This window comes from Streptomyces sp. NPDC027663 (assembly GCF_055566415.1).
This window is the reverse complement of the sequence record NZ_JBVHSK010000003.1, coordinates 607,291-630,661: the sequence shown is the minus strand read 5'-3', so window position 1 is coordinate 630,661 and position 23,371 is coordinate 607,291. Positions and strand designations below refer to the sequence as shown.

General features: G+C 73.5%; 18 protein-coding genes. 11 read left to right on the top strand and 7 right to left on the bottom strand.

Annotated elements, in window-relative coordinates; translation table 11 throughout:
* Positions 1 to 66 precede the first annotated feature (66 nt).
* The 3 genes from ACZ4SF_RS12150 to ACZ4SF_RS12140 all read left to right on the top strand — a co-directional run bounded on the left by ACZ4SF_RS12150 (position 67) and on the right by ACZ4SF_RS12140 (position 5,933).
* Complete coding sequence (locus tag ACZ4SF_RS12150; protein ID WP_468381904.1) at positions 67 to 2,466, top strand: MFS transporter; 2,400 nt, start codon at positions 67 to 69, stop codon at positions 2,464 to 2,466.
* A gap of 144 nt (positions 2,467 to 2,610) precedes the next feature.
* Positions 2,611 to 5,064 carry an ATP-binding SpoIIE family protein phosphatase gene (locus ACZ4SF_RS12145; RefSeq protein WP_468381900.1) on the top strand — a complete coding sequence of 818 codons (2,454 nt, stop codon included), beginning with the start codon at positions 2,611 to 2,613 and terminating at the stop codon, positions 5,062 to 5,064.
* Between the two features lie 149 nt (positions 5,065 to 5,213).
* Complete coding sequence (locus ACZ4SF_RS12140) at positions 5,214 to 5,933, top strand: class I SAM-dependent methyltransferase (RefSeq protein ID WP_468381897.1); 720 nt, start codon at positions 5,214 to 5,216, stop codon at positions 5,931 to 5,933.
* A gap of 105 nt (positions 5,934 to 6,038) precedes the next feature.
* On the opposite strand, the gene ACZ4SF_RS12135 is transcribed toward ACZ4SF_RS12140, so the two are convergent.
* From ACZ4SF_RS12135 to ACZ4SF_RS12115, 5 genes are read right to left on the bottom strand one after another with little or no spacing between them, the layout of a single operon-like run.
* Entirely contained in the window at positions 6,039 to 7,961 is a 1,923-nt protein-coding gene (locus ACZ4SF_RS12135; protein WP_468381895.1) for an ABC transporter ATP-binding protein, read from the bottom strand.
* Positions 7,958 to 8,395 (bottom strand): lasso peptide biosynthesis B2 protein, encoded by a 438-nt coding sequence (locus ACZ4SF_RS12130; protein WP_468381892.1) that lies wholly within the window; start codon positions 8,393 to 8,395, stop codon positions 7,958 to 7,960. Before ACZ4SF_RS12130 ends, ACZ4SF_RS12135 begins: the two co-directional genes overlap by 4 nt.
* Complete coding sequence (locus tag ACZ4SF_RS12125; RefSeq protein ID WP_468381889.1) at positions 8,392 to 8,646, bottom strand: lasso peptide biosynthesis PqqD family chaperone; 255 nt, start codon at positions 8,644 to 8,646, stop codon at positions 8,392 to 8,394. Before ACZ4SF_RS12125 ends, ACZ4SF_RS12130 begins: the two co-directional genes overlap by 4 nt.
* A gap of 46 nt (positions 8,647 to 8,692) precedes the next feature.
* Positions 8,693 to 10,543, bottom strand: coding sequence for a lasso peptide isopeptide bond-forming cyclase (locus ACZ4SF_RS12120; RefSeq protein WP_468381886.1), 1,851 nt, complete (start codon positions 10,541 to 10,543; stop codon positions 8,693 to 8,695).
* A gap of 26 nt (positions 10,544 to 10,569) precedes the next feature.
* Positions 10,570 to 10,680 carry a keywimysin-related RiPP gene (locus ACZ4SF_RS12115; RefSeq protein WP_468381884.1) on the bottom strand — a complete coding sequence of 37 codons (111 nt, stop codon included), beginning with the start codon at positions 10,678 to 10,680 and terminating at the stop codon, positions 10,570 to 10,572.
* Positions 10,681 to 11,200: 520 nt separating this feature from the next.
* Between ACZ4SF_RS12115 and ACZ4SF_RS12110 the strand changes: the two genes are divergently transcribed.
* From ACZ4SF_RS12110 to ACZ4SF_RS12085, 6 genes are all read left to right on the top strand, one after another.
* Positions 11,201 to 12,034 (top strand): M55 family metallopeptidase, encoded by an 834-nt coding sequence (locus ACZ4SF_RS12110; RefSeq protein WP_468381881.1) that lies wholly within the window; start codon positions 11,201 to 11,203, stop codon positions 12,032 to 12,034.
* Positions 12,027 to 13,331: a M20/M25/M40 family metallo-hydrolase gene (locus ACZ4SF_RS12105; RefSeq protein ID WP_468381879.1), complete on the top strand. Its 1,305-nt coding sequence runs from the start codon at positions 12,027 to 12,029 to the stop codon at positions 13,329 to 13,331. Before ACZ4SF_RS12110 ends, ACZ4SF_RS12105 begins: the two co-directional genes overlap by 8 nt.
* Positions 13,332 to 13,346: 15 nt before the next feature.
* A complete protein-coding gene (locus ACZ4SF_RS12100; protein WP_468381876.1) occupies positions 13,347 to 15,302 on the top strand; it encodes a S9 family peptidase in 1,956 nt (651 codons plus the stop codon).
* Entirely contained in the window at positions 15,299 to 16,222 is a 924-nt protein-coding gene (locus tag ACZ4SF_RS12095) for a S66 peptidase family protein (protein WP_468381873.1), read from the top strand. The genes ACZ4SF_RS12100 and ACZ4SF_RS12095 overlap by 4 nt, the downstream gene beginning before the upstream one ends.
* A 339-nt stretch (positions 16,223 to 16,561) precedes the next feature.
* The gene (locus ACZ4SF_RS12090) at positions 16,562 to 17,113 is read left to right on the top strand and encodes a GNAT family N-acetyltransferase (protein ID WP_468381869.1); all 552 of its coding nucleotides are present in this window, start codon (positions 16,562 to 16,564) and stop codon (positions 17,111 to 17,113) included.
* 237 nt (positions 17,114 to 17,350) lie between these two features.
* A complete protein-coding gene (locus tag ACZ4SF_RS12085; protein WP_468382504.1) occupies positions 17,351 to 19,345 on the top strand; it encodes a DUF5107 domain-containing protein in 1,995 nt (664 codons plus the stop codon).
* Positions 19,346 to 19,350: 5 nt separating this feature from the next.
* Here the strand turns inward: ACZ4SF_RS12085 and ACZ4SF_RS12080 are convergent, their stop codons facing one another.
* On the bottom strand, positions 19,351 to 19,698 hold the full coding sequence (locus ACZ4SF_RS12080; RefSeq protein ID WP_468381867.1) for a VOC family protein: 348 nt from the start codon (positions 19,696 to 19,698) through the stop codon (positions 19,351 to 19,353).
* An 80-nt stretch (positions 19,699 to 19,778) separates the two neighbouring features.
* Between ACZ4SF_RS12080 and ACZ4SF_RS12075 the strand changes: the two genes are divergently transcribed.
* Entirely contained in the window at positions 19,779 to 20,210 is a 432-nt protein-coding gene (locus ACZ4SF_RS12075; RefSeq protein WP_468381863.1) for a phage holin family protein, read from the top strand.
* A 292-nt stretch (positions 20,211 to 20,502) separates the two neighbouring features.
* Here ACZ4SF_RS12075 and ACZ4SF_RS12070 read toward each other — a convergent pair whose 3' ends face one another.
* The gene (locus ACZ4SF_RS12070) at positions 20,503 to 21,459 is read right to left on the bottom strand and encodes an LLM class F420-dependent oxidoreductase (protein ID WP_468381860.1); all 957 of its coding nucleotides are present in this window, start codon (positions 21,457 to 21,459) and stop codon (positions 20,503 to 20,505) included.
* Positions 21,460 to 21,673: 214 nt separating this feature from the next.
* On the opposite strand from ACZ4SF_RS12070, the gene ACZ4SF_RS12065 reads away from it, so the two are divergent.
* Positions 21,674 to 23,350 carry an NAD(P)/FAD-dependent oxidoreductase gene (locus ACZ4SF_RS12065; RefSeq protein ID WP_468381857.1) on the top strand — a complete coding sequence of 559 codons (1,677 nt, stop codon included), beginning with the start codon at positions 21,674 to 21,676 and terminating at the stop codon, positions 23,348 to 23,350.
* Positions 23,351 to 23,371: the final 21 nt, after the last annotated feature.

Below are 23,371 nucleotides of genomic sequence, written 5' to 3'. Positions count from 1 at the left end.
GTCGTAGTTGTTCGCAGTTGTCGCCTTATGCGGGAATTGTGGCAGCTGTGACGAGGGGAGCGGTACGTGGGCGGGACGACTCTGGTGAAGCGCGAGCCGGCAGTGGCACCGGCTGCGGAGAAAGAGCCCCCCGCCGCACCGCCGCCGCCCGTACCGGCCGACGGACTCCCGCCCCGCCGGGTCCGGTTGGTCTTCGTCGGGCTGATGCTGGCGCTGCTGCTGGCCGCCCTGGACCAGATGATCGTCGCCACCGCCCTGCCGAAGGTGGTCGGCGAACTGCACGGCCTGGACAAGATGTCCTGGGCGATCACCGCCTATCTGCTCACCTCCACCATCGGCCTGCCGCTGTACGGCAAGCTCGGTGATCTCGTCGGCCGCAAAGGCGTCTTCCAGTTCGCCATCGCCGTCTTCGTCCTCGGCTCCGCGCTCGCCGGCCGGGCCGGGACGATGGACCAGCTGATCGCCTTCCGCGCCCTCCAGGGCGTCGGAGCCGGCGGGCTCATGATCGGCGTGCAGGCGATCATCGCCGACATCGTGCCGCCCCGGGAACGCGGCCGGTACATGGGCCTGATCGGCGCCGCCTTCGGCCTCGCCTCCGTCGCCGGACCGCTGCTCGGCGGCTACTTCACCGACCACCTCTCCTGGCGCTGGTGCTTCTACATCAACGTTCCCTTCGGCCTGGTCACCCTGGCCGTCGTCAGCCTCGTCCTCAAACTGCCCCGGCCGCAGGTCCGCGCCCGCCTCGACGTCCTCGGTGCGCTGCTGCTCGCCGCCGCCTCCACCTGCCTGGTCCTGCTCACCAGCTGGGGCGGCACCGAGTACGCCTGGGACTCGCGGCAGATCCTCGGCCTCGGCGCCGGCGCCCTCGCCGCCACCGTCCTCTTCGTCGTCGCCGAGCGCTTCGCCGCCGAACCCCTCATCCCGCTGCGGCTGTTCCGCGACTCCGTCTTCAACGTCAGCGGCCTGGTCGGCCTCGTGATCGGTGTCGCCCTGTTCGGCGCGGCCAGTTATCTGCCGACCTTCCTGCAGATGGTCGACGGGGCCAGCGCCACCGAGTCCGGGCTGCTGATGCTGCCCATGATGGCCGGGATCGTCGGTGCCTCGGTCATCGGCGGCCAGCTCATCAGCCACACCGGCCGCTACAAGATCTTCCCCGTGCTCGGCGGCGCCGTCTCCGCCGTCGGCATGTGGCTGCTGTCCCGGCTGGAGACCGACACGCCCCGGCTGCACTACAGCATCTGGATGGCCGTGCTCGGCGCCGGCATCGGTCTGGTCATGCCCGTCCTCGTCCTCGCCGTGCAGAACTCCGTGCGCCCCGCCGACCTCGGCAGCGCCACCAGCGCCAACAACTACTTCCGCCAGATCGGCGGCAGCGTCGGCGCCGCCGTCTTCGGCACCCTCTTCGCCGGCCGGCTCACCGACGCCCTGCGCAGCGAACTGCCCCCGCGCGCGGGCACCGGGCTGCCCGACCCCGACTCCCTCACCCCGCAGCTCGTGCACGCGCTGCCCCCGGCGCTGCGCGACGCCTACATCCGCGCCTACGCCGACGCGATGCCCCGGATCTTCCTCTACCTCGTCCCGGTGCTCGTCCTCGGCCTGGCCATCGCCTTCTTCCTCAAGGAGAAACCACTGGTGTCCCACCACACCGCCGAAACGGAGCCCGAGACCGTGACCGCTGCGATCCCGCAGGCCCGATCGCCGTACCCCGCCGGAATCCCGGTCTGCGGCACGGTGCAGCACCCCGACGGCACCGTGGTGCCCCGCGCGGCACTCACCCTCATCGACGTGACCGGACAGCAGATCGGGCGGGGCGCCAGCACCGACGACGGGAGGTACGCGCTCAGCACACCCGGCTCCGGGTCGTACGTGCTGATCGCTGCCGCCGGCGGACACCAGCCGCAGGCCGTCTCCGTCACCGTCGGCGAACGCCCGGTCGAACTCGACGTCGTCCTCGGCGGCGCCGGACGGCTCGCCGGCAGCGTGCGCACCGCCGACGGCAGCCCCGTCCGGGACGCCACCGTCACCCTGACCAATGTGCACGGCGAGGTCGTCTCCGCCACCCGCAGCGGGCGCGAGGGCGGCTACGTCATCACCGAGCTGGTCGCCGGCGAGTACACCCTCGCCGCCAGCGCCCCCGCCTTCCGGCCCGCCGCGCTCCCGGTGAGCGTGCAGGCCTCCCGGGAGACCCGGCAGGACATCGAACTCGCGGGCGGCGCCGTGCTGAAGGGCACCGTGCGGGCCGGCGGCGGACGCCCCGTGGAGGACGCGCGGGTGACCCTCCTGGACGCCGCCGGCAATGTCGTCGACACACTCACCACCGGTGCCGACGGAACGTTCCGGTTCGTGGATCTCTCGTCCGGCGAGTACACCGTCATCGCCGCAGGTTACCCGCCGGTCGCCACGGTGCTGCAGGTCGCGGGCGGTGGCCGCACGGAACGAGACCTGCAGCTCGGCCACGAGGACTGAGCCGGGGCGCGGAGCCGCGCGCCGGCGCGATCAGGTGAAACCAATTCCAGAATTGCCACACATCGCGACCGGCCACCGCCGTACCGTAGTGGCGGGCGGCACAGATCGTTTTGCGTACAGCCGTGGGGAGAGAGGGCCTGGGCCATGGACCGTGGCAGCGAACGGGACACACCTCCCGGACGTGGCGCCGGCGACAGCGCGGCGGGCCGCATTCCGCTTGCGGTGGTGGTCGTCGACCGCGAGGGTCTGGTGTCCCACTGGAGCAGCGGCGCCGGGCGCCTGTTCGGGGTGAGCAGGGACGACGCCGTCGGACGTCCCGCGGCGGACCTGCTGCCCGTCTCCGGCGCCCTGCCCGACGACGCGCGCGGCGACGCCATGCCCGACGCGTACGACGGGTACGACGTGGCCGGACCCGACCTGGAGACCTCGCTCGGCGGGCACAGCGCCTTCGCGACGGCCGGCCGCGCCCGGCTCACCCCGCCCGGGCCCCCGCCCGCGGACGGGCGGCTCGACGTGCTGTGGTGGGCCTACCCGCTGGTCGGCCCGGGCACCTCCCGACTGCTGGTGCTCGCCGCCGACGCCACCCGGCTGCGCGACGAACGCGGCTACGACGACGAGACCGCCGAACGCATCTCGCCCGGCTTCGCCCGCCACACCGAGCTGCCCGCCTCCGAGGAACTCGAGCGGCGCCTGCCGGAGATCCTGCCCCACATGGGCCCGGGCCTCAGCGGCCGCATCGTCTCCCAGGTGCTGGAACTCGGGTACCCCGTCCTGGAGTTCAGCCAGTCCGACCGGGTGCCCGTCACCCCGTACTGGGGCGTGCCCCGGCGCGCCGGACGCACCGCCGCCGAGCCCCTCGTACCGCAGCAGCGGGTGGCACCGCCCGTGATCCCGTCCGGCGCCGAGCAGGACCTGGAGTACGCCGCCGTCCGCGAGCGGCTGGAATTCCTCAACGAGGTCAGCTCCCGCATCGGTTCCTCGCTCGACCTCAGCGAGACCATCCGCGAGGTCACCAGCGCCGCCGTACCCCGGTTCGCGGACTTCGCCGGCACCCATCTGCGCGCCGCGGTGCTGGCCGGCGAGGGCTTCTCGGACGGACCGCCGGACGCCAGCACCGTGATGTTCCGCGTCTGGGTCGAGCACAACGACGAACCCGGCCGCTGGGACGACACCGTGCCGGTGGGGGAGGCCTTCGCCTTCCCCGAGCACACCCCCTTCTACAAGTGCATGGTGACCGGCGAGCCGGTGATCGTCCCGCGGGTCACCGAGGAACTGTCGGACCGCATCGCCGGCGAGTTCGAGAAGCGCGACCTCAGGCCGCTCATCGGCGGCCGGTCCCTGCTGATCGTCCCGCTCAAGGCGCGCAACGTCGTCCTCGGCTTCATGGTGCTGATGCGCCGCCCTGACCGGCCGCAGTTCGACGACATGGACCGCACCACCGGCGCCGAACTCGCCGCCCGCGCGGGCCTCGTGCTCGACAACGCCCGCATGTACACCTACCAGGAGAACGTCGCCGACACCCTCCAGGACAGCATGCTGCCGCAGGTCACCCCGCGGATGGCCGGCTGTGACGTCGCCACCCGCTACCTGCCCGGCACCCGGCTCGGCCGCATCGGCGGCGACTGGTTCGACACCATCAAACTGCCCGGCTCGCGCACGGCCCTCGTCGTCGGCGACGTCATGGGCCACGGCCTCAACTCCGCGGCCATGATGGGCCAGTTGCGCACCGCCGTACAGACCATGGCCGCCATGGAGACCCCGCCCGCCCGGCTGCTGCGCCAGCTCGACGACCTGGCCCGCCGGCTCGGCGACAACTACCTCGCCACCTGCCTGTACGCCGTCTACGACCCGATCCGCGGCGAACTGCACATCGCCAACGCCGGCCACATCCCGCCCGTACTGGTCCGCGCCGAGGACGGCAGCAGCGAACTCCTCGATCTGCCCACCGGCGCCCCGATCGGCGTCGGCGGCGTCGCCTTCGAGGCCATCCGCCTCCGGGTCGCGCCCGGTGACCGGCTGGTGCTGTGCACCGACGGGCTGGTCGAGGTACGCGGTTCCGACATCGGCGAGGGCCTGGCCGCGCTCTGCGAGTCCGCGGCCCACCCCGCGGCCTCGATGGACGCCGCCTGCGACACGATCATCCGCGCCCTGAACACCCACGGCGGACGCAAGGACGACGTCGCCCTGCTCATGGCCCGCCTCAACGGCATCCCCGACGACCACGTCGCCGAATGGCAGCTGGACGCCGACCCCGGCGAGGTGGCCCGGGCCCGCCGTCTGGTCCGCGAACGGCTTCTTGAATGGGGCCTGTCACAGGCCGTGGAGACGGCCGAGTTGCTGGTCAGCGAGGTCGTCACCAACGCCGTCCGGCACGCCGGGAGCGAGCGGGTCGGGCTGCGGGTCGTCCGCACCGACGCGCTGCTGTTCGAGGTAACCGACGAGGAACCCGCCCTGCCCGCGCTGCTCGCCGCAGGCCCCCTCGACGAGTCCGGCCGCGGGCTGCGCGTGGTCTCCCGGCTCGCCCGGGAGTGGGGCGCGAGCGCCACCGGACACCGCAAGACCGTCTGGTTCGAACAGGCCGTCACCACGAGCCGCTGACCGGCGGCCGACCGGGGGCGCACGCAACCGGGCGGGTGTCCGCCGAAGTGCCCTGAGCCGTACATCCGGTGAAGGTGGCCGCCCGGCCCTTGCCCTGTCCCCGGCCGCCGCGATATTCCGATCACGGAACCGAACCGTGGGGAGATCGCATGAATGTCTCGGACAACTACCGTAACTCCTGGGAGAGTTACTGGCGCGAAACCACTGACGCCCGTGGCGAGGCGATCTGGGACGCCGATCCCTCCCTGACTGCCGCACCGCACAGCGAACTGCTCCTGCCCCACGCCGACCCCGGTCGGACGATCGTCGACCTGGGCTGCGGCAACGGCACCCAGACCCGCTATCTGGCCACCCGGTTCGCCCGCGCCGTCGGCGTCGACCTCTCGGAGGCCGCAGTCGAGCACGCGCGCCGGGCCGCGAACGGCGGCGCCATCGAGTTCCGGCAGCTCGACCTCACCGACACCGACGCCGTACGGGCCCTGCACCAGCAGCTCGGCGACAGCAACGTCTACATGCGGGCGGTGATCCACCAGAGCGAACCGGCCGCACGACCCGCGGTGGCCGCCGCCGTCGCCGAGATCATCGGCACCGAGGGCCGCGCCTTCGTCGTGGAACTGACCTCCGGCTCCCGGGACGTCCTCAAGCGCGCAGCCGCCGACCCGGCCGGCCCGGGGCCCAAGCTCCGGCGCGTCTTCCACCACGGACTCAAGCCCGCCGACGCCTCCGACGAGGAGATCCCGCGCCTGCTCGGCGAGGCCGGCCTGACGATCCTGGCCGACGGCGACACGACTCTGCCGCAGACCGAGTACCTCGCGGACGGCACCCGCATCGACCTGCCGGCGCACTGGTTCGTCCTCGCCGGGGCGTGACCGCGACGTGGGCCCCCGGCGGGATCTCGTCTCTGCGTGTGCAGGCACCCCTCCGGTTTTCGCCGGAGGGGTGCCTGGCTGAGGCGTGGGCGGAACCCGGGGCAGTCACGACCGCCCGGCCGGTGGCCCGTGCAGGCCCGCATCCCGAGCGGCGGACCCGCTGGGACGGCATGCTTCGACCGTCCGCCCCCCGCCGGCAGCCGCTTCCGGGTGCCCGCCCGGCCGGAGCATCTGGCTCGCGGCCAGCTCGCGGTAGAGGGAGCTGCCGGCGAGCAACTCCTCGTGGCGCCCGGCGGCGGCGGTGCGGCCGTCCTGCAGCACCACGATGTGGTCCGCATGCTGCACCGTGGACAGGCGGTGGGCGATGACGAGCAGGGCGCACTCCTGGGCGATGTCCTTCATGACGGTGGTGAGCGCCGCTTCATTGATCGCGTCGAGGTGCGAGGTGGGCTCGTCCAGCAGGAGCAGGGCGGGACGGGCCAGCAGTGCGCGGGCGAGGGCGACGCGCTGGCGTTCGCCGCCGGAGAGGGTGCTGCCGCGTTCACCGATGACAGCGGACAGGCCACCGGGCAGCCGGTCGACGACTTCTTCCAGTCCGGCCCGTTCGATGACGTGCCGGACTTCCGCTTCGGTGGCGTCGGGCACGGCGTAGGCGATGTTGTCGCGCAGGGTGCCGTGGACGACATGGGCGTTCTGGTCGACGATGGCGATGCCCCGGCGGCATGCCTCGCGGCTGAGTTCGGCCGCGGGCCGTCCGTCGAAGAGCACGGTGCCCGCGTCCGGCTCGTAGAACCTCGCCACCAGGGCGAACACCGTGCTCTTGCCGGCTCCGGACCGGCCCACCAGGGCCACGTACCGCCGGTGCGGGACGGCGAAGGAAACACCGCGCAGGACGGGCCGCCGTGGGTCGTAGGCGAAGTGCACGTCGTGCAGGGCGAGGGCCGGGTGTTCGCGGGGGACGGACGGCCCGGTCGGCCGCGTTGCGGATGCGCGGTCCCTCGCGATCCGGGGAGCGGTGGGCTCGACAGTCAGGTGCAGTGCCTCGTCGATGCGCTGATAGGCACCCATTCCGCGCTGGACCAGGCCGACGGCACGGAAGACGGAGGACAGCGGCAGGACGAGGTACGAGGCGTACAGCAGGAAGGCGACGAGGTCGCCGAGGGAGCCGGAGTGGCGGCCCACGCGCAGGCCGCCTACCACCAGGACGATGAGGAACGAGCCCTGGACGGCGAGTTCGACGGCGGAACTCATGACGGAGGCGAGCTTCGCGGTGCGCACCCCCGCGCCGTAGGCGGCATCGACGCGGGCGCCGATGCCCGCCGCCTCGCGTTCCTCGGCACGGTGCACGCGGACCATCGGCAGGGAACCGAGGGCGCGCTCCAGATCGGCGGCGATGGCACCGACCGAGTCCTGCATGTGCTCGGACGCGCATCTGATGCCCGTGAGCAGCGAGGCGACGACCACGGCCGCCGCTGCCACGGTGACGGCGACCAGAAGCAGCAGCAGCGGGTCGAGCCACGCCATGAGGATGATCGCCCCGGCGGCGACGAGGCTTCCCGTCACCAGATCCACCAGGGCCTGCGACACGACCTCCCGGAGCACGGTGGTATCGGTCGTCACCCGGGATACGAGGTCTGCGCCGCGGTGCCGGCCGTACTCCCTCATCTCCAGCCGGAGCAGCCGTCCCACCAGCCCGTGACGCAGCTGCCGTACGACTCCCTCGCCCATCCGCTCCAGCAGGAAGCGCCCCGCGGCGCCGGTCGCCGCCTCGACGACGAACAGCGCGCCGAGGAGTACCAGCAGCGGCCAGACGACCTGTCCGCGGCCGGTCGCGTCGACCACGTCCTTGGCGACGAGTGGCTGGGCGAGTCCCAGGGCGGAGCCCACGAGGGTCAGTACGGTGGCGACGGCGATGGCGCTGCGGTGCCCGGCGGTGAGCCGGTACATCGTGGCCACCGCCGCCGTGGTGGACCTGCCGCCGTCGGTGACCTCGGCCGGGCCGTCGTGCGCCACCGTCGTGCCGGTCATCGGTCCGTCGGCCGTGGCAGCGGGCCGACGGTCACCAGCCGGGCGAAGTAGCCGTCCGGCACACCCTCGCCGACGGGACGGCCGTCCGCCTCGATCCAGGCATGGGCGGTGAAGGGCGGGACGACGCGTACACCGGTGCACCAGGCCGGCCAGGTTCCGCCGAGACGGCACAGCAGTGCCGCCCCCAGGGAGCGCGGCAGGCAGCCCTTCGGGCCGGCACAGTGCAGGCTGGCCGCGCACATGGCGTCACGCGCCTCCTGGGCCTGCGCGGCGGTGGCGGGCCCGGCGCCGCGCCGCAGGACGCCGAGCACGATGCGGATGCGGCGCGGCGGCAGCAGGGCGAGAGCGACGGCGGGGAGCAGGACGAGGCGGGCGGCCAGACGCCGGGACAGGGGCACGCCGCCCGGGCGCTCCAGCGCGCTGGGCGTCGTCACGAGGCGAGCCCCGAGTTCCGCAGCTGCTGTACGAGGGTCTCGACGTCCTGCCGGGCCTGCGCCCGGTCGACGTCGAACTCCCGGACCAGGGCGGCGGCCGCGTCCGCTGCCTCGCCGCCGCCGAGCAGCGTCCGCACCACGAGGGTGGCCGTGGGATTCAACTCCCAGTAGGTACCGGCCTGTTCGTCCAGCAGCACGGTGCCGTAGTCGGTCTCGGCCGTGGAGACGTTGTCGCCGAACCGCAGGGGCATGTGAGGGCCTTTCTGACGTGTCTGACGTGTCTGACGGAGCATGCGGTCAGGGTTGCGGGACACGGGTGCGGTTGCGGCCGAGTCCCCGCAACCACACCTCGGCGGCGATCGTGGAGTAGAGGATGGCTTCGGAGAGCCCGCGGGAGGCGGGCCGCAGGGCGAGGCGGCGAAGCTCGGCGCCGTCCACCAGGCCCAGTTCCGCCAGCCGTGAGTCCTCCCACAGGGCCAGCAGGTCGGCGCGGTGTTCGCGCAGTCCGTTGGAGGCGTCCATGGAGGCCGTGGCCTTGTCGGTGCGCCGCAGGCAGTCCTCGGGCACGATCCCGCGCATCGCGGCACCGAGGACGGGCTTGTACCGCCAGGGTGTGACGCGCTCGCCCGGACGTACGGCGAGACACGCCTCGACGACGCGGTCGTCGAGGAAGGGAGAGGCCATCGGCAGACCGGCGCGGGCTGCCATCCGGTCCCACTGCCGGATGACACGGGCGCACGAGCGGATCTGCTCCAGGTCGGCGTGCAGTCCGCGGTCCGGGTGCAGCGGGGATGCCGTCGCGGCGGCATCGAGCAGTGCCCGGCGGGCCATCCCTTCTGCCTCGGGGGTCACCCAGTCGAACAGGCGCGGGGCCATGCCCCAGCCGAGTCCCGTGGCGACGGACGGCGGCAGCGGGCCCCGCAGCCGGCCGGCGGCGTCGGCGAGCCACGTCCCGTACGGCCGGGAGTCGGCGAGTGCCCGGACCGTGCCGCCGAGCGGCCACTGCCACAGCGCCCGGAACCCGCGCAACTGGCGCAGGGCGAACAGCGGACGGGTACGCAGCAGCCGGTGATAGTACGCCTCGGAGCACCACGCCACGTGGTCGCCGCCGATGCCGGTCAGATGCAACCGGCTGCCGCGTGCGGCGAGGCCGGGCAGGTGGTGCAGCACCCGGGAGCGGTCCATGACACCGATGGTCGGCTCGTCGAGGAGGTCGTCGATGGCGAGCAGGGCCTCATAGACCAGTGGTGAGGCGTCGGCGTCCCAGATCACGTGCTCGACGTCCGGGAGGTGCCGGACCGCCCGCTCGGCCCAGTGCAGGTCGGTGTCCGCCGGATCACGTCCCGGCCAGGTACTGGCCACGACTCGGGCGGGGGAGCGGTCGGCCAGGAAGCAGACGGAGGTCGAGTCCAGTCCGCCGGACAGGTCGCAGCTCACCACGCCGCCCTGACGGGTGCGCGCGTCCACGGCCTCCTGAAGTGCCGTCCGGATCAGGGGCGCCGCCTCGGCGAGCGGCCGGACCGGCTCCGGCGGTGTCCACCACCGGGTGTGCCGCACGCTGCGCCCGTCCGCGGCGACGACCACGGCGTCCTGCGGAGGAACGGCGGTGATCCCGGGCCACATCGACGTCTCGAACAGCGGGTACGGGGCCGGCCACAGCAGCCGCACGGCCAGTTCCTGCGGGTCGGGTTCGAGGCCCAGGGCGGCGGCGAGCGTGTCGGCGCGGGTCGTGGCCACGCGTACGCGGCCGATCTCCGCGTGGAAGACGAGTCGCAGTCCGGAGGCGGTGCCCTGGACTCTGATCCGTCCTCCGAGGGCGCCGACGAGATGGAAACTGCCGGGGAGGGACCGGGCCAGTGCGTCGAGTTCCGCGAGATCACGCAACCGGGCGGCCCGGCGGCGCAGTTCGCCGGCGTCGACAGGGCAGCAGCCGACCACGGCGACGGAGGCGCCCCCGGCGTGCGCGGCGAGGATCTCGTCGTCGTGCCAGTGGCCGACCAGCCAGGGCCGGCCCGACGCGTGCGGGAGGGTCCGGCTTCCGGGGCGGGCGAAGGAGCGGGCCACGGCGGTCGCGTCCGCACGGTCCGTGAAGACCGCGAAGTGCGCGTCGCCGGGGCCCGTCCCCGCACTTTCGTGCAGTTCAGTCATGACGTCGGGTCAAGGACCGTCGGTCGTCAGTTCTTGCTCAGGATCAGCCGGTCGTTGCCGGAGCGCCCGAGGAGCCCCGTCTCCTTCCGGAAGGTACCGAGCCGGACGAGCGTCGGCGCCTCATAGTCCTTCTTCATGACCACTCCTCACATGCAGGTGTCGGGACCGCTTCCGTTGCTCGAACGGCCGGGTTCGTCGGGAGCCCGGGCCAGGAAGCGGCCTCAGCACCTAGCTAGCTGCGGAGCGTGAGATCAAGGCAAGCGCTTCAGCGAAGGTCGGATGATGTGCAGAATCCGAATCGCGGGGGTTGTGCGCCCCCCTCGTTCTCGCCGTTGTCGTGGTCGCAGCAGTGTGCGAGCCAGGGAGCGCATGCTCGAATAAACGTTTTGACGTGCCGCCCGGCAGTTGCTCGCGGCTCTTGCCCCGGCGCCTGCCGGCGGCCGCGGGCGGGCGGCGCCGGGGGCTCTTTCGCCCTGGGCCTGCTCCGTTTCCCTTCGCTCCGCTGCGAAATGTTTCCCTGACCTCTCGCCGGCGGCCGCCCTCCGGGAGCAGGGCGGCGACGGGCGTGCACGGACACCGTGCCGAGGTCCTGGGATGCGCCCTCCCTCCTGTCCGCCTCATAGGAAGTTCCCCCGCCGGCGCGTAACGTGAAGCAACATGAAGATCCTCATCAGTGCCGACATGGAGGGGGCCACGGGTGTCACCTGGCCCGCCGACGTGCTGCCGGGGACGCCGCAGTGGGAGCGGTGCCGGTCGATGTTCACCTCCGACGTGAACGCCGCCGTGGAAGGCTTCTTCGACGGCGGGGCAGAGCACGTACGTGTCAACGAGGCGCACTGGACCATGCGGAACCTGCTGCTGGAGCGGCTCGACGAGCGGGTGGAGATGCTCACCGGCCGGCACAAGGCGCTGTCCATGGTGGAGGGCGTCCAGCACGGCGACGTCGACGGCGTCGCCTTCGTCGGCTACCACGCGGGCGCCGGCATGGAGGGCGTCCTCGCCCACACCTATCTCGCCAACCAGATCACCGGGGTGTGGCTGAACGACGTCCGCGCGAGCGAGGGTCTGCTGAACGCGCATGTCGTCGCCGAGTACGGCGTCCCCGTCGTCCTCGTCACCGGCGACGACGTGGCCTGCGAGGACGCCCTCGGCTACGCGCCGCAGGCGCTGAAGGTCGCCGTCAAGGACCATGTCTCGCGGTACGCGGCGGTGTGCCGGACCCCTGCCCGGACCGCGGCCGACATCCGCGCGGCTGCCAAGGAGGCCGCACGGCTGGCCGTCCGGCACGAACCGGTGCAGGCCGGACCGGTCACGGTCGCCGTCGAGTTCGACGCCGAGCACCTCGCCGAGGCCGCCACCGTCGTCCCCGGGGTGGCCCGGACCGGGGAACGGAAGGTGGCGTACACCAGCGCCACCATGTACGACGGGATCAGGACGTTCAAGGCGGTCACCACGATCGTCTCTGCCGCCGTGGAGGAGCAGTATGGCTGACCAGCAGGCCCTGGACGAGGTGGTGGAGTACACCTCCGGCCTGATCCGCATCGACACCACCAACCGGGGCGGCGGCGACTGCCGGGAACGGCCGGCCGCCGAATACGTGGCCGAGCGGCTGTCCGGGGCGGGCCTGGAACCCCTGCTGCTGGAGCGCACCCCGGGCCGCACCAACGTCGTCGCCCGGATCGCGGGCACCGACCCCTCCGCCGACGCGCTGCTGGTCCACGGTCACCTCGACGTCGTACCGGCCGAGGCCGCCGACTGGAGCGTGCACCCGTTCTCCGGGGAGATCCGGGACGGGGTGGTGTGGGGGCGCGGGGCCGTCGACATGAAGAACATGGACGCGATGATCCTCGCGGTGGTCCGCGCCTGGGCCCGGCAGGGCGTACGCCCCCGCCGTGACCTCGTCATCGCGTTCACCGCGGACGAGGAGGCCAGCGCCGAGGACGGCTCCGGGTTCCTCGCCGACCGGCACCCCGAACTCTTCGAGGGCTGCACCGAGGGCATCAGCGAGTCGGGCGCCTTCACCTTCCACGACGGGGCCGGCCGGGAGATCTACCCGATCGCCGCCGGCGAGCGCGGCACCGGCTGGCTCAGGCTCACCGCGCGCGGCCGGGCCGGGCACGGCTCCAAGGTGAACAAGGAGAACGCGGTGACCCGGCTCGCCGCCGCCGTCACCCGCATCGGCGAGCACGAGTGGCCGCTCCGGCTCACCCCGACCGTGCGGGCCGCCCTCGCCGAACTCGCCGCCCTGTACGGCATCGAGGCAGACTTCGGGCAGGTGGACCGGCTCCTGGAGAAGCTCGGGCCGGCCGCCCGGCTGGTCGAGGCGACCGTCCGCAGCAGCGCCAACCCCACCATGCTGGACGCCGGCTACAAGCTGAACGTCATCCCCGGCGAGGCAGTTGCCCACGTGGACGGGCGCTACCTGCCCGGCACCGAGGAGGAGTTCGTCGCCACGCTGGACCGGCTGACGGGGCCGGACGTGCAGTGGGAGTTCGTCCACCGCGAGGTGGCCCTGCACGCACCGGTGGACGCGCCCCTGTTCGCCAGGATGCGGGCCGCCGTGGAGGAGTTCGCGCCCGGCGGGCACGTGGTGCCGTACTGCATGTCGGGCGGCACGGACGCCAAGCAGTTCTCCCGGCTCGGCATCACCGGGTACGGTTTCTCCCCGCTGAAGCTGCCCGCGGACCTCGACTACCAGGCGCTGTTCCACGGCGTGGACGAGCGCGTGCCCGTGGAGGCGCTGCACTTCGGGGTGCGCGTCCTGGACCGCTTCCTGCGGACGGCCTAGACAGTGGGGGACGAGGTGCAGAGAACACCGTACGGATCGTGGCCGTCGCCCATCGACGCGGCACTCGCCGCCGCACACGACGGACGGCCGGAGTGGGTGGACTTCGTCGGCGACGAGACCTGGTGGACCGAGCCCCGGCCGGCCGAGGGCGGCCGGCGGGCCCTGGTCCGGCGCCGGGCCGACGGCGTCGAGGAGTCGGTGCTGCCCGCGCCGTGGAACGTGCGCAGCCGGGTCATCGAGTACGGCGGCCGGCCCTGGACCGGGTTGGTCCACGAGGGCCGGCCCCTGATCGTCTTCGCGCACTTCGCCGACCAGCGGCTGTACCGGTACGAGCCCGGCGGCGAGCCCGTTGCGCTCACTCCGCTGTCCCCGCCGGGCGGCGGGCTGCGCTGGGCGGAGCCCCGGGTGGACCTCGACCGCGGCGAGGTGTGGTGCGTGCTGGAGGAGTTCACCGGGGACGGCCCCGACGACGTACGGCGCGTCCTGGCCGCCGTACCGCTGGACGGGTCGGCCGCCGACGACCGCAGCGCCGTGCGCGAACTCGCCGAGCCCCGGCAGCGGTTCGTCACCGGCGCACGGCTGTCGCCCGACGGCCGGCGGGCCGCCTGGCTCGCCTGGGACCATCCGCGGATGCCCTGGGACGGGACGGAACTGCTGGTTGCCGACGTCACGGACGACGGCCGGCTGAAGGACGCTCGAACGGTGGCCGGCGGGCCGGACGAGGCCGTCGCGCAGGTCGAGTGGTCGGCCGACGGCAGGCTGCTGTACACGAGCGACCGCAGCGGCTGGTGGAACCTCTACCGCGACGGCACCCTGCTCTGTCCGCGCGAGGAGGAGTTCGCCGGCCCCCTGTGGCTGCTCGGCTTCCGCTGGTTCGCACCGCTGGACAACGGCCTGATCGCGGTCGTGCACGGCAGAGGGCCGGCCATGCTCGGGATACTGGATCCGGAGACCGGGGAGATCGTCGACGCGGCCGGGCCGTGGACCGAGTTCACCGGCATGCTCGCGGTGCACGGCGCGCGTGTCGTCGGCGTCGGCGGCAGCCCGCGCACCGCCTACGAGGTGGTCGAGCTGGACACCGCCACCGGCCGCGCCCGCGCCATCGGCTCCCGGCACGAGGACCCGGTCGACCCGGCGTACTACCCGGAGCCGCAGATCCGCACCTTCCCCGGCCCGGACGGCCGCGAGGTGCACGCCTACGTCTATCCGCCGCACCACCCCGCACGGGCCGCGCTCGACGGCGAGCTGCCGCCCTACGTCATCTGGGCGCACGGCGGCCCCACCAGCCGGGTGCCGCTCGTGCTGGACCTCGACATCGCCTACTTCACCTCGCGCGGCATCGGGGTTGCCCAGGTCGACTACGGCGGCTCCACCGGGTACGGCCGGGCCTACCGGGAGCGGCTGCGCGAGCAGTGGGGAGTGGTCGACGTCGAGGACTGCGCGGCCGTCGCCCGCGCCCTCGCCGACGAGGGCACCGCCGACCCGGGCCGGCTCGCGATCCGGGGCGGCAGCGCGGGCGGCTGGACCACGGCCGCCTCCCTGACCACGACCGACGTCTACGCCTGCGGCACCATCATCTATCCGGTGCTCGACCTGGCCACCTGGGGCCCGGGGGACACCCACGACTTCGAGTCCCGCTACCTGGAGTCGCTGATCGGCCCGCTCGCCGACGTGCCCGCCCGGTACGCCGAACGCTCCCCGACCGCGCACGCAGACCGGCTCACCGCGCCCTTCCTGCTGCTCCAGGGTCTGGACGACGTGATCTGCCCGCCCGCACAATGCGAACGCTTCCTCGCGCGCATCGCGGGCCGCGGCGTGCCGCACGCCTACCTCACCTTCGAAGGCGAGGGGCACGGATTCCGGCGCGCCGAGACCATGGTGAGCGCCCTGGAGGCCGAACTGTCCCTGTACGCCCAGGTGTTCGGGCTGGAACCGACACCGCGCACACCCGAGGTGGAACTGTCCCCGTGAAGGAACTCGTACGGCCGCACCGGCTGGCCCCGGGCGCCCGGGTGGCCGTCGTCGCCACCAGCGGGCCGGTGCCCGAGGAGCGCCTGCAGGCGGGGCTCGACCTGCTGCGCGGCTGGGACCTCGACCCGGTGGCCGGACCCCATGTCCTGGACCGGCACCCGGAGTTCGGCTACCTGGCGGGCTCGGACGCCGACCGCGCCGCCGACTTCCAGAACGCCTGGTGCGACCCCTCGGTGGACGCGGTGCTGTGCGCGCGGGGCGGGTACGGCGTGCAGCGCATGATCGACCTGCTCGACTGGAACGCCATGCGGGCGGCCGGACCGAAGGTCTTCGTCGGGTTCAGCGACCTCACCGTGCTGCACGAGGCCTTCGCCACCCGCCTGGGGCTCGCCACGCTGCACGGTCCGATGGCGGCCGGCATCGACTTCGTCAAGAACACCCGGGCCCAGGAGCACCTGCGGGCCACCCTCTTCGCGCCCGAGACCGTCCGCACCATCGCCTCCGGCGGCGGCGCACTCGTGCCCGGCCGGGCGCGGGGCGTCACCCTCGGCGGCTGTCTGTGCCTGCTCGCGGCGGAGTGCGGCACCCCGGGCGCCCGGCCCTCGGCACACGGCGGCCTGCTCTGCCTGGAGGACGTGGGCGAGGAGACGTACCGCCTCGACCGGTATCTCACCCAGCTCCTGCGCTCGGGCTGGCTCGACGGGGTGCGCGGGGTGCTGCTCGGCTCCTGGGAGGGCTGCTCGGACTACGCCGAGCTGCGGCCCGTGCTGGCCGACCGGCTCGGCGCGCTCGGCGTCCCCGTGGCGGAGAACGTCGGATTCGGTCACTGCGCCGGGGCGTTGACCATTCCGTTCGGGGTCTCGGCCGAACTCGACGCGGAGACGGGCACGTTGACGCTGGACGAGCCTGCGCTGCGCTGACACCGACGGGAGACCGGGTCGGCGCGCGGGGGGCGGGCCCGGGTGTGCGTGTCCTGACGGGTGGGCGTGCGGGGTGGGAGAGGCGTGCGTCTCCTGACCGGGTGACCGGGTGACCGGGTGACCGGGTGACCGGGTGGGCGTGCAGGGCGGGCTGGGTGTGCGTGCAGGGCGGGCCGGGTGTGCGTGTCCAGACGGGTGACCGATGAGCCCGCGGGGCGGGCCTTCTCCGGCGGTCCGCCCGCGACGCCGGGCCGCCGGCCGGTGGCGCCACGGGAGCACGGCGCCCGCGCGGCGGTATCTCACGCGACACCGCGCAACGGGGCGCCTTAGGCTGGCCGGATGCCGCACACAGCGTCCCGATACCTCGCCGAAGGCCCGCGCGTCGCCGTCCGGCCCTTCACCCTCGCCGACGGCCCCGAGTTCACCGCACGCGCCCGGGAGAGCAAGGACCTGCACCGGCCCTGGCTGTTCCCGCCGGACACCGACGAGGCCTACGCCATCTATGCGGGCGGCCTGATCGAGGACCCGGCCAAGGCCGGCTTCCTGGTGTGCGAGAAGGACGGCGGGGACATCGCCGGATTCATCAACATCAACAACATCGTCCGCGGCGGCTTCCAGTGCGGTGCCCTCGGCTACGGCGTCTTTGCGCACGCCGCCGGCCGGGGGCTGATGCGCGAGGGGCTGGACCTGGTGATCGGATACGCCTTGGGGCCGATGGGCCTGCACCGCCTGGAGATCAACGCACAGCCCGGGAACACCGCCTCCCTCGCCCTCGCCCGTGGCGCCGGCTTCCGCCGGGAGGGCTTCTCCCCGGCCATGCTCCACGTCGACGGCGCCTGGCGCGACCACGAACGCTGGGCGCTCACCGCCGAGATGCGCTCCGCCCACTGACCTCCGCCTTCCCGGAGGAGCCGCACACGGAGCCGCGTCGTCCTCGACGCCCTTTCGGACCCGCGCCCGCGCCCACCCGCCCCCGCCACCGTGCCGGGCTGCTCCGAACTCGCCGGAGCCCCGCAAGAGCGGCGGAACCCGCAGGCCTCGGCATGCGGGAGGGCCGCCTGGCCGTCGCCTCCTTTGCGCAATCCTGACCGGCAGCTCCCCTGGCCGACTCGCCCCTGGCCGGGTTCCCTGGTCAGCGTGACGACGATCCGACGTGAGGTACTGACGCTGCCCGCCGCGGAGCTGGGGCCGGACAACCCCCTGCCGCCGCTGCGCCCGCTGGACGAGGCGTACCGCATCGACGGCCGCGAAGTCCCGCACGTGTCCCCGGACATGGCCCGTCAGCTCGGCTGCGCGCCGCTGCACAGCCTGCTGCCGGTCGGTGTCCGTGACGGCTACGGCCGTACCCGCGCACCCCGTGCGATCGACGCCCTCGTGCTCGAGAACGACCGCCTGCGCGCCACCGTCCTGCCCGGCCTCGGCGGCCGGATCGCCTCCCTGGTCCACCTGCCCACCGGACGCGAACTCCTCTACCGCAACCCGGTGTTCCAGCCCGCGCACTTCGCTCTCAACGGTGCCTGGTACTCCGGCGGCATCGAATGGAACATCGGCGCCACCGGACACACCACCCTCTCCTGCGCGCCCCTGCACGCGGCCCGCGTCCCCGCGCCCGACGGCACCGAGATGCTCCGCCTGTGGGAGTGGGAGCGGCTGCGCGACCTGCCGTTCCAGGTCGACCTGTGGCTCCCGGACGGCTCCGACTTCCTCTACGCCGGCGTCCGCATCCGCAACCCGCACGAGCGTCCGGTGCCCACCTACTGGTGGTCCAACATCGCCGTACCCGAGGACCGCCGGATCCTCGCCCCCGCCGACGAAGCGTGGCTGCCCCACAGCCCTGACGGCGTGGGAGGGCCCTCCATCGGCTACGAGCGGCGTCTGCGCCGGGTGCCCGTCCCGTCGTACGACGGCATCGACCGCACCCACCCGCTGAACAGCCCCTACGCCGCCGACTACTTCTACGACATCCCCGACGGCCGCCGCCGCTGGATCGCCGCGCTGGACGCGGACGGGCACGGGCTGGTGCAGACGTCCACCGACGTGCTGCGCGGCCGCAAGCTGTTCGTCTGGGGCAGCCGGCCCGGCGGACGGCGCTGGCAGGAATGGCTGACCGAGCCCGGGACCGGCGGCTACTGCGAGATCCAGGCCGGGCTCGCCCCCACCCAGCTGGAGGACGTCCGGCTGGATGCGGAGAGCGAGGTGTCCTGGCTGGAGGCGTACGGGCCGCTCGGCACACCGCCCTCGGGGGAGTGGCGGGACGTCGTCGAGGGAGCGGAGCGGCGGCTGGCGGCCGTCCTGCCGCGGGCCCGGGTCGAGGAGGCGTACGCCGCCTGGCGGCCGTACGCCGACACCGAACCCGGCGCGATCCTGGCGGCCGGTTCCGGCTGGGGCGCGCTCGAAGTGCTCCGGGCCGGCCTGAAGCTGCCCGGGACGCCGTTCCCCGAGTCCGCGCTGGGCGCCGCCCAGGCACCCTGGCGTGAGCTGCTGCGCACCGGATCCCTGCCCGAGCCGCAACCGGACCGGCCGCCCGGCCCGACACCGGTCGCCCGGCCCTGGCGGGACATGCTGGAGACCGCCCCCGCCACCCCGCACACCGAGTACCACCTCGGCATCGCCCAGTGGTACGCCGGCGACCGTGCCCAGGCCGTCCGCAGCTGGGAACGCGCGCTGCGCGGGGCGCCCGCACCGTGGCCGCTGCTGCGCTGCCTGGCCGTCGCCGACCAGGAGTCCGGCCACCACGAGCGGGCCGCCGAACGGTACGCCGACGCCTTCCGCGACCTGTGCCGGCAGGGTCACGACGACGGCGGCACCTGGACGGCCGCCCTGGCCGCGCTCGGCCGGGAGACGCTCGAAGCCCTGCTCCGCGTCCGGCGGACCGCCGAGGCACGGGCGGTGTGGGAGCAGCTGCCGGAGGCCGTCCGCCGGCGCGGCCGGTTCCGGCTGCTCCAGGCCGGGCTGCTGCTGGCCGAGGGCCGGCGCGCCGAGGCCCGCGCCGTCTTCGACGCCGGCTTCGAGGTGGCCGATCTGCGGGAGGGCGCCGAGGACATCGGCCGGCTGTGGGAGCGCCTGACCGACGAGCCGCTGCCCGCCCGCTACGACTTCCGGATGCGCCCGGACCCCGGGTGAGCGGATCAGCCGCTCTGGTCCGCGTACTCGAAAACCGAGCCGTCCGGGTGCACCGCCAGCAGATTGCGGCCCACCGGCGTCGGCACCGGCCCCGCGACGACCCGGGCGCCCAGCTCGGTCAGCAGCCGGTGCGCCTCGTCCACGTCCTCGACGGCGATCGTCGCCGCGACCTTCCGCAGGATCTCCAGCTCCTCCTCCGGGCCGCTCATCAGCAGGAAGGAGCCGACCGCGGCCACCTGGACACCGCCCCGCTGGAAACGGAGCGCTCTGCCGCCCGCCAGACGCTCGTAGAAGGGGATCGCGGCTTCGAGGTCGTCGACGCAGATGCGCAGGGAGGCGCCCAGAATCTCCATGCGGCCGAGCCTAGTTGGGGCCGTGGGCAGCGCGCAGGACCCCTGCGTTACCCGCTGTGTCCGGCGGGTACCCGCATGACATGGACCGTTTGGATCACCTGGAACATCTGGACAAGCACCTCGTCGAAGAGCTGGCTCAGGTGGCACGCGAGACGGTACGCGAGGAACTGCGCGAGCAGACCCGCAAGCAGCGCCGCACCGCCATGCTCTACGCCGCGTCGGGCGCTGTCGCCCTCTACGCGGGTGGTGCGGTGGCCCTCGCCGTGGGCCTGGCCCTGGCGATAGGCCTGCCCGGCTGGGCAGCCGCGCTGATCACGGCCGCCATCATGGGCGCCGTGGCCTACCTGCTGCGCGGCGCCGCCCACCCCGGACACGCACACCGGCCGCATGCCCCGCACCGTGTGGTCGGCGGCACCGCACCCGGCGCCCCGCCCGGCGGCATGGGCATGCCGTACCCGCCGATGCCCCCGTACCCCCCGACCGACCCCGACTCCCCCCACCACAGGGCCTGACAGCCCGCACAACACAGGGCCTGACAGCCCGCACAACGGCTGCAGCACAGCCGCTCCAGGCCCCTGCCGACGAAGGCAGGGGCGCGGGGAACTGCGCGAACAACAACCACGCACCGGCCCGCGCGCGCCCGCACACATTCCCCAGGGGCGCGGGCAACTGCGCGAGCAACCCCGCACGACCCGCGCCCGCAATCTCACCGCAAGCATCCCGAAGCATCCGGCACCGCCCGCGCTCACCCGGAACCAGGTGACCCGGCACCCGGCACCCGGCACCCGGCCGGGGAGGGGAGGGTCACTCGGCGAGCCGCGGCAGCACCTTCGTGCGGTAGAAGTCGAAGAACCCCTGCTGATCCGGCCCGATCTGGTTCACGTACACCCGGTCGAACCCGGCGTCGGCGAACGCCCGCAGCGTGCCCACATGCTGCTCGACGTCGTCGCCGCACACCACCTTCTCCCGGACCATGTCCTCGGTGACCAGCGGATGCAGCTGCTCGAAGTGCCGGGGCGAGGGCAGCACCTGGCCCATCTCGCCGGGCAGCAGCTCGTTGTACCAGAGCTTGTGCACCGTACGGACGCACGCGTCGCGGTCCGCGCCGTAACAGACCTTGGTACCGCCGCTGACCAGTTTCGCTCCGCCGCCGCCCTTGCGGAACTGGGTGACCATCTCCTCCTCCGGCATCATCGTGATGTAGCCGTCGCCCACGCGGGCGGCCAGCGAGGTCGCCTTCGGGCCGAAGCCGGAGATGTCGATCGGGACGGGCTCGTCGGGGACGGTGTACAGGCGGGCGTTCTCCACGGTGTAGTGGGTGCCGCGGTGGCTGACCACCTCGCCGGTGAACAGCCGGCGCATCACCTGGATCGACTCCTCCAGCATCTCCAGGCGCACGTGCAGCGGCGGCCAGGCGTCCCCGAGTATGTGCTCGTTCAGCGCCTCGCCGGTGCCGACGCCGAGCCGGAAGCGGCCCTCGGTCATCACCGCGCTGGTCGCCGCGGCCTGCGCCACGACCGCCGGGTGCATGCGCACGGTCGGGCAGGTCACGGCCGTCTCGATGGGCAGTGACACCGCCTCCGACAGCGCGCCGATCACCGACCACACGAACGCGCTCTGCCCCTGCGCGTCGTTCCACGGGTGGTAGTGGTCGGAGATCCACAGCGCCTGGAAACCGGCCTGTTCGGCCATCCGGGCCTGGTCGACGAGGCTCGCGGGGTCGTGCTCCTCGGCCGCCAGGAAATAGCCGTACTCGGGCATGGGGGGAAACCTCCGCGTGACGATGCCGGTCGTGGTGTGACCCGGTCGCGGCCCGGGTAACCGGGCGCGGAAGGGCGAAACGCCGGTGCACGGCGTGCGGCCGGACGGCGTTCGGGTGCTGAGACCGGCGTACGGGTGACCCGCCCGGCGTTTGGGTGCCCCGGCCCCGGTTACGCGGAAGACCTCGGACGAGCCAGACCGCCGGAGGCGCACCGTGAGCCGACCTCACATCCTGATCGTCGGCGCCGGTTTCGCCGGGTACCGGGCTGCCCGCACTCTGGCCCGCCTGACCCGGGACCGGGCCGACGTCACCCTGCTGAACCCGACCGACTACTTCCTGTACCTGCCGCTGCTCCCGCAGGTCGCCGCCGGCGTCCTCGAGGCCCGCCGGGTCACCGTGTCGCTGCCCGGCACACTGCGCGGGGTGCGCCTGGTGCTCGGCGAGGCGGACCGCGTCGACCTGGACGGGCGTACCGTCCACTACACCGATCCCGAGGGCGGTACCGGCAGCCTCGCCTACGACCGGCTGGTGCTGGCCGTCGGCAGCGTCAACAAGCTGCTGCCCGTTCCGGGCGTCGCCGAGCACGCGCACGGGTTCCGGGGGCTGCCCGAGGCGTTGTACCTGCGTGACCACGTGACCCGGCAGGTGGAACTCGCCGCCGCCGACGACGACCCGGAGAGCTGCGCCGCGCGCTGCACCTTCGTCGTGGTCGGCGCCGGCTACACCGGTACCGAGGTGGCCGCCCATCTGAAGATGTTCACCGACCGGCTGGCCCGCCGGCAGCCGCTGCCGGCCGGGCTGCGCCCCCGCTGGATCCTGCTCGACGTGGCCCCGCGTGTGCTGCCGGAGCTGGACGAGCGGCTCTCCCGGACGGCCGACCGGGTGCTGCGGTCGCGCGGCGTCGAGGTCCGGATGGGCACGTCGGTGAAGGAGGCCACCCGGGACGGAGTGCTGCTCACGGACGGGGAGTTCGTCCCCTCCCGGACGCTGGTGTGGTGCGTGGGCGTTCGGCCCGACCCGCTGGTGCAGGCCGTGGGGCAGCCGCTGGAACGCGGCCGGCTGCTCGTCGACTCGTACCTGCAACTGCCGGGCCGCGCGGACCTGTTCGCCTGCGGGGACGCCGCCGCCGTGCCCGACCTGGAGCATCCGGGCTCGTTCACCGCGATGACGGCCCAGCACGCCTGGCGGCAGGGCCGGGTGGCCGGCGAGAACGTGGCCGGCTCGCTCGGGCTCGGCCGGCGCCGGCGCCCCTACCGGCACCGGGACCTGGGCTTCGCCGTCGACCTGGGCGGTGTCCGGGCCGCCGCCAACCCGTTCGGCATCCACTTGTCGGGTCCGGCGGCCGGCGCGGTCACCCGCGGCTACCACCTGGCCGCGCTGCCCGGCAACCGTGTCCGGGTCGCCGCCGACTGGCTGCTGGACGCCGTACTGCCGCGCCAGGGCGTCCAGTTGGGCCTCGTACGGGCCTGGTCGGTCCCCCTGGACACGGCCTCACCGGAACTGGCGCGGGTACCCGGCGCTCCGCAACGGCCGACCGCGCATTCAGGAGGCGAGCCGATGACCCACGAGACACCGCCGAGGCATCCGGCGCACCCGGTGACCGACGAGCCGGGCGAGAACCAGGTGGGCAGCGAACCGGCGAGGAACGAGCCCGAAGGAGAACCGGCGAAGAACCAGCCGGGGGGAGAACCGGCGAAGAACCAGCCGGGGGGAGAGCCGGCGAAGAACCAGCCCGGCGGAGAACCGGCGAAGAACCGGCCCGGTGGTGAGCCGGCGAAGGACCAGCCCGGCGGCAGGTCCGCCGGGGGCGGCCCGGACCACCCGGCGCCCGGACCCGTCAAGCGCACCGACCCCGCAGACCCCGCGGACCGTCCGAACGCATCCGACTGAGCGAAGGAGACCGAGGAAACC